This window comes from Salipaludibacillus neizhouensis (genome assembly GCF_002886185.1).
Classification (GTDB): Bacteria; Bacillota; Bacilli; order Bacillales; family Salisediminibacteriaceae; genus Salipaludibacillus; species Salipaludibacillus neizhouensis.
This window is the reverse complement of the sequence record NZ_KZ614146.1, coordinates 3,321,661-3,334,502: the sequence shown is the minus strand read 5'-3', so window position 1 is coordinate 3,334,502 and position 12,842 is coordinate 3,321,661. Positions and strand designations below refer to the sequence as shown.

Annotated in this window: 11 protein-coding genes; 8 read left to right on the top strand and 3 right to left on the bottom strand. The window is 39.3% G+C overall.

What is annotated here, in order from left to right; genetic code table 11:
• Positions 1-385: 385 nt before the first annotated feature.
• Both CEF18_RS15665 and CEF18_RS15660 read right to left on the bottom strand, forming a co-directional pair.
• Positions 386-1,582 carry a M14 family metallopeptidase gene (locus CEF18_RS15665; protein ID WP_110937324.1) on the bottom strand — a complete coding sequence of 399 codons (1,197 nt, stop codon included), beginning with the start codon at positions 1,580-1,582 and terminating at the stop codon, positions 386-388.
• Between the two features lie 248 nt (positions 1,583-1,830).
• The gene (locus tag CEF18_RS15660) at positions 1,831-2,001 is read right to left on the bottom strand and encodes an aspartyl-phosphate phosphatase Spo0E family protein (RefSeq protein WP_110937323.1); all 171 of its coding nucleotides are present in this window, start codon (positions 1,999-2,001) and stop codon (positions 1,831-1,833) included.
• A gap of 163 nt (positions 2,002-2,164) precedes the next feature.
• Here CEF18_RS15660 and CEF18_RS15655 point away from each other — a divergent pair, with 163 nt between their 5' ends.
• The 8 genes from CEF18_RS15655 to ppdK all read left to right on the top strand — a co-directional run bounded on the left by CEF18_RS15655 (position 2,165) and on the right by ppdK (position 10,982).
• Positions 2,165-2,593 (top strand): helix-turn-helix domain-containing protein, encoded by a 429-nt coding sequence (locus CEF18_RS15655; protein WP_110937322.1) that lies wholly within the window; start codon positions 2,165-2,167, stop codon positions 2,591-2,593.
• A 697-nt stretch (positions 2,594-3,290) separates the two neighbouring features.
• Positions 3,291-3,440: a hypothetical protein gene (locus tag CEF18_RS26010; protein ID WP_190238693.1), complete on the top strand. Its 150-nt coding sequence runs from the start codon at positions 3,291-3,293 to the stop codon at positions 3,438-3,440.
• Between the two features lie 36 nt (positions 3,441-3,476).
• The gene (locus tag CEF18_RS15645) at positions 3,477-4,319 is read left to right on the top strand and encodes a glycosyltransferase (protein ID WP_110937320.1); all 843 of its coding nucleotides are present in this window, start codon (positions 3,477-3,479) and stop codon (positions 4,317-4,319) included.
• A 39-nt stretch (positions 4,320-4,358) separates the two neighbouring features.
• Complete coding sequence (phnD, locus tag CEF18_RS15640) at positions 4,359-5,243, top strand: phosphate/phosphite/phosphonate ABC transporter substrate-binding protein (protein ID WP_110937319.1); 885 nt, start codon at positions 4,359-4,361, stop codon at positions 5,241-5,243.
• Between the two features lie 47 nt (positions 5,244-5,290).
• Positions 5,291-6,037 (top strand): phosphonate ABC transporter, permease protein PhnE, encoded by a 747-nt coding sequence (gene phnE / locus CEF18_RS15635; RefSeq protein WP_110937318.1) that lies wholly within the window; start codon positions 5,291-5,293, stop codon positions 6,035-6,037.
• 12 nt (positions 6,038-6,049) lie between these two features.
• On the top strand, positions 6,050-6,802 hold the full coding sequence (phnC, locus tag CEF18_RS15630) for a phosphonate ABC transporter ATP-binding protein (protein ID WP_110937317.1): 753 nt from the start codon (positions 6,050-6,052) through the stop codon (positions 6,800-6,802).
• A 710-nt stretch (positions 6,803-7,512) separates the two neighbouring features.
• The gene (locus CEF18_RS15625) at positions 7,513-8,328 is read left to right on the top strand and encodes a pyruvate, water dikinase regulatory protein (protein WP_110937316.1); all 816 of its coding nucleotides are present in this window, start codon (positions 7,513-7,515) and stop codon (positions 8,326-8,328) included.
• A gap of 2 nt (positions 8,329-8,330) precedes the next feature.
• A complete protein-coding gene (gene ppdK / locus CEF18_RS15620) occupies positions 8,331-10,982 on the top strand; it encodes a pyruvate, phosphate dikinase (RefSeq protein ID WP_110937315.1) in 2,652 nt (883 codons plus the stop codon).
• Positions 10,983-11,210: 228 nt separating this feature from the next.
• Here ppdK and CEF18_RS15615 read toward each other — a convergent pair whose 3' ends face one another.
• Positions 11,211-12,683 carry an amidase family protein gene (locus CEF18_RS15615; RefSeq protein WP_110937314.1) on the bottom strand — a complete coding sequence of 491 codons (1,473 nt, stop codon included), beginning with the start codon at positions 12,681-12,683 and terminating at the stop codon, positions 11,211-11,213.
• Positions 12,684-12,842: the final 159 nt, after the last annotated feature.

The following is a 12,842-nucleotide window of genomic DNA, read 5'->3' as shown; positions in this document are numbered from 1 at the left end:
TCGATTTGTACTTTGACGGGATCTTTTTTACAAGAAATTTATAAAATTATTGGTTTTTTTAAGATTATTATTCTCGTCGAACAGAGAGACTCGAATCCGCTCTAGGCGGACGCTTTCCGCGGGCAATGCTTCAGCTATTGCTTTTCCCGCAGGGAGTCGCCACCTTCGCTACTTCGAGCTTTTTAAAATATATGGTTAAGAAAGCAGTTCTTTTGCTTTAAATAAGTCGCTATGCGTTTTTCTTACAAGATAAGAATTTATAAGTTGACAGCTATCTTTACGCCACGCGTGTCAAGGGAAACCCACCCTTGACACTTAAATGATGGTGGCGAAAGATAACGATGTATTTAAGAAAAGACGGCTATGCCGTTTTTCTTAAAAAACTTTACATATATAAGCTAGCGAGAAATATTCCCAGACTTTCTTCGTAAATTTCATCAAATTGGCCAATCGGCAAAGGATTTTCGCCTTCGCCTAATTCAATCGTGAATCCGGGTCTTCTCCATTCTTGAATAAACCAATCTTTATAGCCCGCATAACTTTCCACATATTGAATGGGCTCATAGCTACTGACGCGGGCAAACTCAGTAACAATTGTTTCGGCCTCTGGTGGCTCAAGACCTTGAAATCCCCAATAGATTACTCTGCCTTGTGTGTGAAAAGCTAACGCTCTATGAAATCCTGAGACGTCGGTTAATTCTGCCATTGCTATAGATTCTGGTTCTGTCAAAGGTGCTGGGCCCGGAAAATCTCTAGGTGCAGGTTGGTCAGGTTTGTCTGATATTTCTTGTTCTTCCTCCCATAAAGCCGGATACTGATTATTCAAGTCTACCCCTCGAATGTTTGCTTTCCACCCGGAAAAGTCAGTACTTTGGTTATTTATTTCTAATACTTCACTGCGATATGGTTCCTCATCCGGTAATCCTTCAATTAGCAAGTCTACGCCATCTGGATTCACCATAGGCACGATAGACAAAAATACCGATTCATAAAAAGGCGATACATCCCAACCTCTGATAGGTTGCATGTTTGTTAGCGCCAATAAGTATTGATTTAGTGTCTGCATTAATAGAGGAGTGGTAATCCATTCGTGTGCGTGGAAGGAGCCATTCATGTGTACTTTTTTAGCACCGCGACCAATACTCAGTTCGATAAGATTTTTTCCCATCACAGAATTTCCTATGGAACGAGAAGTCAAAAATGGATAGATCTCAGTGAGCTGCCTGATATCATTTACTAGTGAGTTATAACCGTAGGCTCTTTTTCCTTCAACGATCGGACGATGAACTCTAAAGGGTACATTAATTGTTTGCCCAATTTGAAGAGCGTAGGGGTTTAGAGTGGGGTTTACCAGATAAAGTGTATCCACACTGACTTCTAGCTGATTAGAAATCCTCCAAAGAGAATCTCCAGGCTGAATCGTATAAAAGTTCACGAAATACCCCGGGATTCTTACAATCTGACCTATTTGTAATAACCCAGCATCAACTGTTGGATTCGAGTCAGTTATCAAATTTAATGGGATATTAAAAAGTCTGCTGTAATACCAAAAACTGTCACCTCGTCGTGCTCTAATATTCATACATCTATTCTCCTTTTAAACGAAGTTATCTTAGAATATATGATGATAAGAGCATGATTATTATTTTGGTGTAAAAGTAATTGTTGTATGATGAATAACATTTAGTTGTAGAGTGGTTTTTCAGGAGCAATAAGTAGACATTTGAAAAGATCGAATAGTTTAGGAGTATTTGGTGAAGGTTCTTTATTAACATTTCAATTTAACTTCTGGATAATGTGAAACATTTAGGACTAATAACCGGAACTGACTTACTTTGTTTTATTCGTTTTAATCATATATTCAGCAATAAGATCATCTAAATTTTGACTGATTTCAATAATTTTAAGATTACTGAACTTTCTTCTTTTTAATTGAGTTTCTAAATCTATTCTCATTTCTTCTATGTCTCTCTTAAGTTGATCGTTCTTGGGATTGTCCAATGATATCAGTCCTTTAGTAGGTAATTTATATATTACCACCTATACCCTATATTAGTTTTATAGTAACACAATAATTGAATTGTTCAAATACAGCACATAGTCTTGTCTGGTTGGTTATTGATGTTACACTTAGAAAGACACAAAGAAAAAGATGTGATAAAAAATGATACGTTTAAGTGATAATGTTCGCCTCTATCGAAGGTTATATAAATGGACACAGCAAGACTTAGCAACAAAGCTAAACATTTCACGTACAGTTATTACTCGTTGGGAAAATGAGGAAAGTACTCCTGATCTCCAAACTTTGATAAAACTATGTGATATCTTTCAGATAAATCTGGATACTCTTGTAGGATATGAGAAGCATAAAGAAACAGCTATAGCTTTGCAAAATCAAAATATAGAAGAACTTGGTGAGATAAGCATCAAACTTTTGCACTATATAAAACATAATCCTAGAATGAGAGATTCATTATATGAATTATCTATAATGCCCTATAAAAAAAGAAAACATCTAGAGAAAATTATTTTTATTATTCTAGATGATATATTGACGAATCTTAATGCTATTGATGAAGAAAAGCCTTCTTAAAAAGTTTGTGGTCTAACATTTATTCTGCAATTATTAAGGATTGAGGTGAGTCTTTTGAGGCAACAAAGATCGAGATATAAGCCTTTACAGAAATTAAGTTCGAAGGATACTCCTCCCCGTGAAGAGATCGAATGGATTTTACAAGAGAATTCATTGGAATACGATCTTGAAATGACGAGAGAGAAACTTTGGGATATATGGGTGAATTACTTTAATGCCAGATATCAGTTGATTTCCAGTTTGTCATGCAATAATGAGGATCGACAACAAGTGTTTAAGAAAATTGATAAGAATTATTGCACTAACTATAAGAACTGCTCAAATATCTAGAGAGATATTAGGCATTTATAAAAAAATAACCGTATTGATGAAACGCTCTGAGAAGTTCTCTGGGCGTTTTTACATGTTTTAAAGGATGGTCATTAGTGGAAAACTAACTGTATAAGCAAATAGTAAGCCGATCTAGTGGATTATATTGCATACATAGGTCAAAATATAAAAGGTACAACCGTGAAAAGATTGCGCTCAGTTAAGAATTTATGAAATTAGGAGCTACCTTCACGCCGCACATATCAAGGGAAACCCACCCTCGATACTTAAAAGATGGCGGCGGAATCAGACGCTGTATTTAACAAAAGACGGCTATGCGGTTTTTCTTAACTGAGCAATATATATGAAAGTTTGAAAGGGGTAGGGTATGATGGATAACGGAAACGTTATTGCTTTTGTAACACCGTTTGACAAAGCAGGACGGGGTAACGTGACAACAACTCGTCGAATAAAAGAAGGTTATGAGAAAAGGGGCTACCCTGTCCGATCTTTTGCCTATAATGAAGGAGGCACCTGAAAGCAGTTCGAGGAGATACTCCGGGAGAGTACTTGGGTGCATATTTTACACATTACGAGATTTGCTAAGTGGGTTGATGAACAGAAATGCAACTTTGATTATAATAAGCCTTTTATATTAACAATGGGTGGAACAGATGTGCATGTAGACCTCGCTGAAAAAGGGTGGAATGAAACAACTGTGAATCTTGTTAACCAATCAACGGCAGTCGTTTGTTTTAGTGAGGAAGCACGAAAAATGGTAGTTGAGGTCAACCCGGATTGGGAAGGAAAAGTAAAGGTTGTTCCGCAGGCTGTTATTCCTCCAAAGAGAACAGATCAAGGATCTAACAAAGATGAAAAGTTTGAGATTTTACTTCCGGCAGGCTTAAGACCGATTAAAGATGTATTACATCTATTAGATGCTTGGAAAGACCTGGACAAGCAGATACCCTTTTTGAAAGTAAAGGTGATTGGCGAACCACTTGATAAAGATGTGGAGCGGGAAGTATTAGCCGCTTGTGATTACTATTCTTTTTTGGAATATCATTCGACAGTTCCGTTTGACGAGATGGGCAATGTATATGCAGAGGCTGATGTTGTGATTAATACGTCCAAAGAAGAAGGACAATCCACGGCACTTTGCGAGGCGATGGCACTGGGTATCCCCGTAATTGCAAGAAATAATGCCGGCAACAGTGAGTTAATCAAACATGGCAAAACAGGATACATATATCAATATCCTTCTGATTTTCCAGAGCTTATCAACCGTATTAGGAAAAATCCTTTGGAGACAAAACGTATGACAGAAAGAGCACAAGCTTATTTTCAACATGAACGGACCGTTGAGCAAGAGACAACAGACTATCTGTCAATTTTTAGAGGTTTGAATGAATCTTGACATAGTAGAAGTTAAATAAACAATTTTGGGGGAAATAAAATGAAACTAATTACTAAAGGATTGATTACGGCCACTTTAGTGGCAATACTAGCAGGATGTAGCGAAAATGAGGAAGAACAAGCTGGAGAAACGTTTCATGTAGGCGTCATCCCAGCATTATCGGGTGATGAGTTTCTTGAAGCAGTAGAAGAATTAGAAGGTGAATTAGATGAAGCCCTTCCTCAGGACGTCGAAATAGAGGTTTATCCAAATTATAATGGTGTTGTGGAAGGCTTGAACTACGGACATATTCAAATGGCTTACTTAGGACCGAGAACGTATGTAAGTGCAAATGATGAATCAGGAGCAGAAGCAATTATTACACAGCTCATTGACGGTGAAGCGTCTTACTATTCCTATATTATTACTCACGCGGACAATCCATGGGATACATTGGATGAATTCTTGGAAAACGTGGAAGAACGATCCTTTGCTTTTGGTTCTGTTTCTTCTACATCCGGTTCTCTCGTTCCCGGTAAGGAATTAAGTGATCGTGGTGTTTACACAAATGAAGAAGAATATGAGTTTGATGTTGTTAGTTTTTCTGGATCTCATGATATAACCGGAGAGCAAGTAGAAAGTAATCAAGTGGACGCTGGAGCAATTGATAGTGCTTTTTACAACTCGCTTATTGAGCAAGGAACTCTTGATGAATCTGAAACGAAAGTAATTTGGCAATCCGAAGCTTTATTTCAATATCCGTGGTCGGTATCACCTGACGTAGATGATGAAACGGTTGAATTGATTAAAGAAACATTTTTAAACATGGATAATGAAGTGGTATTAGAAGGATTTGCAGCAACTGGATTTACCGAAGCTACAGATGAGGACTATCAATTAATTCGTGACATCATGATTGAAGAAGGCGAAATTGACGCTGAGTAAAGAATAGATAAAATACTTTAGGTCAAAGGAATAGTGGTGACGTACTTATGTGGTTTAATAAAAAGAATATTTTAATAACTGTCTTTATATTTGGGATCGTCATTTGGAGTTCTATTGGAACAGGAGTCAGGCCAATCCCATTAGATAATTTTGTGGCCTTCTCAGAACGATTTTTCCCACCTAATTGGGATAGAACTAATGTAGCCTTAAGTGCTAGTCTGATTACGTTACAAGTCGCTTTTTTAGGAACAATTCTAGCTTTGCTAGTGGCGATTCCGATCAGCTTTTTAGCTGCAAATAATACGTCACCAAATGGGTATGTATACCACACGGTAAGAAGCATGCTCAGTTTTCTTCGGTCTGTTCCTGATATTGTGTTAGGTCTCTTTTTTGTTGTGTTAATCGGATTAGGACCATACGCGGCTGTTCTAGCTATTTTTATTCACAACGTTGGCGTGCTTGGAAAACTTATTGCAGAGCTCATTGAGTCGGCGGATAAAGGACCGCAAGAAGCTGTTCAGTCAATGGGACTGTGTAAAAGCATGGTTGCACTTTATGGTGTTCTGCCGCAAATTATCCCTAACGTGCTATCTCATTACTTTTACCGTTTTGAAGTTGCTATTCGAACCTCTCTAATCCTAGGGTTTATTGGAGCAGGAGGAATAGGACAGCTGTTGTTTAATGATTTCCAAACCTTTAGATATGACAATGTTAGTTTGTACGTACTGTTTATTATGGGTCTGGTTGTTTTTGTTGACATGTTAGGCAGCTATGTGCGAAATCGGGTGATTTAGGAGGTGCAAGTCATGGTATTAACACTACAAGATGTTTCGATGATCTATAAAAGTAAAGGGAATAAAGGTAAAAAAGAACAGGCACTTGATAGTATTAACTTATCTATCCTACAAGGAGAATTTGTTGGTGTATTGGGACGAAGCGGAGCTGGGAAATCTACATTTATTCGGTGTATTAATCAATTAGTCAGACCAAGTCATGGAAAGGTGATATGGTTAGATAAAGAGATGACGACAATGAATAAAGACCAACTCTGTATAACAAGACGTGAAATTGGGATGATTTTTCAACAATTTAATCTTGTACCTCGGCTCAGCGCACATAAAAACTGTGTGATGGGTGGGTTTGGCTATCGGCCAAGGTGGAAGAATATGCTTGGTTTGATTACAGCAGAAGAAAGAGAACGAGCAATGCGTGCCTTGGAACGAGTTGGTATTGACCATATGGCTCATAAACGAGTGGATCAATTGAGTGGTGGACAGCAACAGCGCGTAGCAATTGCCAGGATGATTATGCAAAAACCTAAATTAATTTTAGGAGACGAGCCAGTGTCGAGTTTAGATCCAACCACTTCTAAAGAAGTAATGCAGTTAATTCGTGACGTCCATGACACAGAAAATATGACGACACTTATTAATTTGCATAATGTAGAACTTGCATTGGAATATTGTGACCGCATCATTGGTTTAGCAGAAGGACGACTTGTTTTTGATGGGTCACCTCAGGACGTAGACGATCATGCATTAAAAACGATATACGGCTAAAAAACAGTTGAAATAGAAAATTATTGGAATTAAAACTAGCCTTACTTAAGTTTCTTAAGGAAGTCCCAAAAGCTGAATGAGGTTTTTCTGATAGATAAGAATGTGCAAGTTGACAGCTATCTTTACGCCACGCGTGTCAAGGGAAACCCACCTCCTTTCGAGTAGCACCTACACACATTACGTAGGTGCTACTCGGGGTGGCGAAAGATAACGCTGTATTTAATAAAAGACGCTACGCGTTTTTCTTATAAACTTTATTGTACGCTGCTTTTTCTGGTTTTTTCACCCACCCCATGCCTTTTTTCCCGTACCCGGGAACGAGGGCTTTTTTTGCTTTTCACTTTAGGCTGCCAGTTGTTCGAGCTTTTACTGAGCGCTTTATACTATACTTGGTTTTCTCAATCTGAACTTCATTATAAAGATCCCCTAGTAGAGTTTCCACCTAAAGATAGATTTAAAGGAGTGAAGGAACTATCTATTATAAATACTAACGGAATCACTTCTTTTTTAATAGTTAAATGAGTACATTTACAGAGAGGCATATAACCAGTATGGTGAAGGGTTTTAAATACTAATCATAAAAATCGGAATATTATATTTAATTCTGAATTCAATGTGTTATACTATATTTTAAATTAGTAAATATAGTATACACTAATTGAATGGAGATATCCTCATCAATGATACTAGAAAACGAGAGTGGGTGAGTAATGGGCAGGAAAAAAAGGATATTCATTCTATCAGATTCAGTAGGAGAAACAGCAGAACACGTTGTAAACGCTGTCACTAGTCAATTTTCTTTAACGGATGTCGAGTTTCACCGGAATCCTTATGTGAACGGTGTAAAGGATATTGAGGAAGTGATCATGGAGGCGAAGGAGTACCAATCCATTCTCGCTTATACGATTGTGATTGATGAATTAAAGGAATATTTAGATCGTCGGGCAGCAGAAGAAAATATAAAAACAGTAGATCTGCTAAATCCGTTGACAAATGCGATAAGTCAATCATTTGGTAAGCAACCGGCTCATGAGGCTGGGAGAATCAGAAAACTGGATGATGACTATTTTCAAAGAGTCGCAGCCATTGAGTTTGCCGTGAAATATGATGATGCCAGAGATGCGAGGGGGATATTAAAAGCAGATTTAGTGATCATCGGTGTGTCGAGAACATCTAAGACTCCTCTATCTATGTATTTAGCTCATAAAAGATTCAAGGTGGCGAATATCCCGCTAGTGCCAGAAGTTGCTCCACCAGAGGAGCTTTTTCAGTTGCCTAGTAACCGTTGCGTTGGACTTGTAATCACTCCGGATAAATTAAATGAAATTCGTAAAGAACGACTTAGAGCAATGGGATTAACTTCAGGAGCGACTTATGCAAGACTGGAACGAATTGTTGAAGAACTAGAGTATGCAGATAAAATCATTAAACGGGTTGGATGCCCGGTGATAAATGTTTCTAATAAAGCTGTCGAAGAAACAGCTAACTATATTATGGAAGTACTGAAAATGGAGAGGGGAACCTAGCGATGGATAAGTTAGTTTATATGTTTGATGAAGGTAAAAGTGGTATGAAGGAAACTTTAGGTGGAAAAGGAGCTAACTTAGCGGAAATGACGCGCATTGGTTTACCGGTTCCATACGGATTTACGATTTCGACTCGAGCATGTAACGCTTATCACGACTCTGACAAGAAAGTAACGGATGACTTGGAGCACGAAGTACTTGAATCCCTGCACCATTTAGAGTCGGTGACAGGGAAAAAGCTCGGGGATGTATCGAACCCTTTGCTCGTTTCAGTGAGGTCAGGTTCGGTATTTTCCATGCCAGGGATGATGGATACAGTGTTGAATTTAGGTATGAATGATGACACGGTTGAGGCTATTGCTGGATTAACAAATAATCCTCGATTTGCTTTTGATTCCTACCGCAGGTTTATTCAAATGTTCAGCGATGTCGTGCTGGACGTGGATGCTTACTTTTTCGAGCGATTTCTTGAAGATTTTCGAGAGAAGAAGGATTATGCCACGGATCCGGAATTAACGGCAGGAGACTGGAAAGAAGTCATCGTAGGTTACAAAGAAATTGTCAAAAGTCATACGAAGAGATTATTTCCGCAGGATCCAAAAGAACAGCTTTTTCTTGCGATTGAATCCGTGTTTGATTCGTGGAATAACCAAAGGGCAATTATTTATCGAACCTTGAATAAAATTCCCAAACATCTCGGTACGGCTGTAAATATTCAGAGCATGGTTTTTGGCAATATGGGAGATGATTCCGGCACGGGCGTTGCCTTTACAAGAGATCCTTCTACTGGGGAATCGATTCTTTACGGGGAGTATTTAATAAATGCACAAGGCGAAGATGTTGTTGCAGGAATTCGAACCCCGCAACCGATTCAAACGTTAGAGGAAAATATGCCTGCTGTTTTTCAACAGTTTGTAGAAACATGCAATCGACTGGAAAGTCATTATGGAGATATGCAGGATATTGAATTCACGGTAGAACGAGGGAATTTATTTATCCTACAAACACGGAATGGCAAACGAACAGCGCAATCAGCTATCCGAATTGCTGTCGAGATGGTGAAGGAAGGAATCATTACAAAACAAGAAGCGCTCCTTCGGGTAGATCCCGAACAATTAAATCAGCTCTTACACCGACGAATTGACGAGTCGATCGAAATAAACCAGCTAGCCAAAGGGTTGCCCGCATCTCCTGGAGCAGCTACCGGGCAAGTAGTGTTTGATTCCGATGATGCGGAGCTTTTAGCAAAAGATGGGAAAAAAGTGATTCTTGTTCGTACAGAAACCACGCCCGATGATATCCACGGTATCGTGTCTTCTCAAGCAGTTGTTACGAGTCGTGGCGGGATGACAAGTCACGCCGCTGTCGTAGCGCGCGGGATGGGAAAAGCGTGTATTTGTGGTTGTGATCAGATAAGGATTGATATTAAGAAAAAAGAATTCTATGTCGGTGATACAGTCGTTCACTACTTAGATACGATCACGATTGATGGTGGCACCGGGGAAATCATGCTGGGCGAAGTTTCGATGATTGATCCTCAATTATCTGAAGAGTTCCAAGAGCTGCTTTCTTGGGCAGATGACGAGCGAACACTAGGAGTTCGAGCGAATGCGGATAATCCAACGGATGCAAGAAAAGCATTGGAATTTGGTGCTGGAGGAATAGGGCTTTGCCGAACAGAGCACATGTTTATGGATCCAGCAAGAGTGCCAATCGTTCAAGAAATGATTTTGGCCGAGAATTTCGAGGATCGGATGATAGCCTTAACGAAACTTCTGCCGATGCAGCAAGAAGATTTTTCAAACATTTTCGAGGTGATGAATGGCCATCCCGTAACGATTCGATTGCTAGACCCACCGCTTCATGAATTTTTACCTGATAAAGAAGAGCTCATTGTAGAAGTTACGAAACTTCAAATCATGGATCCTCAATCGAAGGAGTTACCAGAGAAAGAACTGTTACTTCGTAAAATTCGTCAGTTAGATGAATTTAACCCGATGCTTGGTCACCGTGGTTGTCGTCTCGGTGTCGTTTATCCGGAAATCTATATGATGCAAGCGAAGGCGATCTTTTACGCGGCTGCATTACAATTAGAAAAAGGATTTGATGTCACCCCTGAAATTATGATTCCACTTGTAGGGCACGTCAATGAATTGAAATTGATGCGCATAGTTGTGGATGAGGCAGCGGAGCTAGTAGCAAATGAAACAGGGAAAAAGGTAGATTACACTGTAGGCACGATGATAGAAATTCCACGAGCAGCGTTGACTGCCGATCAAATTGCTGAAGAGGCAGACTTCTTCTCCTTTGGAACGAATGATTTAACGCAGACTACGTTTGGATTCAGTCGGGATGATGCAGAAAGTAAATTTCTACAGCACTATATTGATGAACAAACATTACCGGATAACCCATTTATGATATTGGACCAAGATGGAGTTGGAAAGTTAATAGAAACTGGTGTAAATCTTGGTCGGAAAACAAAGCCGGCATTAAAGACAGGGATTTGCGGAGAACATGGTGGAGAAAAGAGTTCCATCGAGTTTTGCTTTGAAAAAGGGCTGGATTACGTAAGCTGCTCGCCATACCGTGTTCCGTTAGCGCGATTAGCTGCTGCACAAGCAACGATTCGTTCTAAAGTGTTAATTCACTGAGTTAGTTGACTATATTTTTAAAAATGAAGACTGTTTCTATCAAATCAGTTAAGAATAATGATTTGGTAGAACAGTCTTTTTAGAGATGGTTGTTTTCTTTTAACAGAGAGGACTCGAATCTGCTCTAGGCGGACGCTTTTCTCGGGCAATGCTTCAAAACAACCTTCGATGATTATAAAGCAACAAAATAGAAAAAAAGACACGAAGTATTTTAAGACTGCAATGCAATTATTCTAACTTTGGGGCTTTTCTCTTCAGCGTTGCTTGTTCATATGCGTATGCAAGTTTTAAAAGCATTGGTTCAGAATAGGCTTTGCTGGTGAATGTAATTCCAACTGGATGACCTTCAGACGTATAGCCGGCAGGAACTGTTATGGATGGATAGCCAGCTTTAGCAGGAATCGCGGCACCAAGATTGTTAGGATAAACGATCGCATCCAGGTTATTTTCAGCCAATGTTAGATCGATACCTTTTTCTTTTGAATTTGTATAGTCAAAGGTTAATGCATGTAAATAAGCAGGTTCTGTTAACGTACCACTCGATTGCTCAGACTTTTCAAGGATTGTTTGTCCATACTTTAATCGCGTGGAAGGTTCGAGCCGGTTAAACTGGATAATATCTGCTAACGTTTTTGGTGAAGTAGTTGATGCATACTCATGCAGATAGCTATTTAATGCCGTTTTGAATTCAAAAAGCATGACATCCATCGACCAGGGTGCATCCATTGTCTTTACAACGACGGAATCGATCACTTCTGCTCCAAGGTCTTTCAACTTCTGAATAGCTTCTTCCATTATAAGCTTTTCTTCATCCGATATATTTTCAAAAATCCCTTCCCGGGCAATTCCGAGCCGCGAACCTTGTAAGGTATCTTTTTCCAGACTGGAAGTGAAATTAAATTCTGTGAGTTCATGATTTGTTTTTGTGACTGGATCAGATGGGTCATGAGCAACGAGTGTATTTAATAAGAGCGCAGCATCCTTTACCGTTCGTGTAATTGGTCCGGCAGTATCTTGTGTAATAGATATGGGAATGATACCTGATCGGCTTAAAAGACCAACTGTCGGTTTCACGCCAACAACGGAGTTTTGACTGGCTGGACTCAGAATGGAACCCGATGTCTCTGTCCCGATGGCAACCATAGCAAGATTCGCTGCAATACCAGCAGCTGATCCAGAGCTTGATCCCCCGCAATCAATACCTGATCCATAAGGATTTAAGACCTGCCCCCCACGGGAACTATAGCCATTTTTCATATTCTCTGTCATGAAGTTTGCCCACTCGGTCATATTCGCCTTGCCAATAATGATCGCCCCAGCTTCGCGAAGTTGTTTCACGAGAAACGAATCCTTCATTGCATAGCTGTCGGCCAAGGCTAAAGAACCAGCACTCGTATGCATTTTATCGGCTGTTGCAAGGTTGTCCTTTATTAATACAGGAATGCCATGTAATGAGCTGCGAAAACCTGATTCTTTCCTTTCCATGTCTAACGCTTCTGCCTGTTGGATTGCCTCGGGATTTATTTCTAAAATAGCATTAACGCCGTTCTCTCCTTTATCAAACTCTGCTATTCGTTTGAGGTACAGCATGATCAACTCTTTTATGGTAATTAACTCTTTTTTTAAAGCGATCCGAATGTCGTCTATCGTCAATTCCTCTAATTGTTCTTCGTAAAACTTCTGTAAGCGTTCATTTAGCATAAGTAAGAATCTCCTTTTGTTATTAGTCTTTGTTAATTATAGCTTTCTTTCCTTGAGCTTTCATCTATTTGAAGTTATGTATTGTAAGGGAAAGAAACAGCTAAATCAGTCAAAATAAAAAGCTGTCTATGAAGGATTGAAAATATTTCCTTTCAAGAC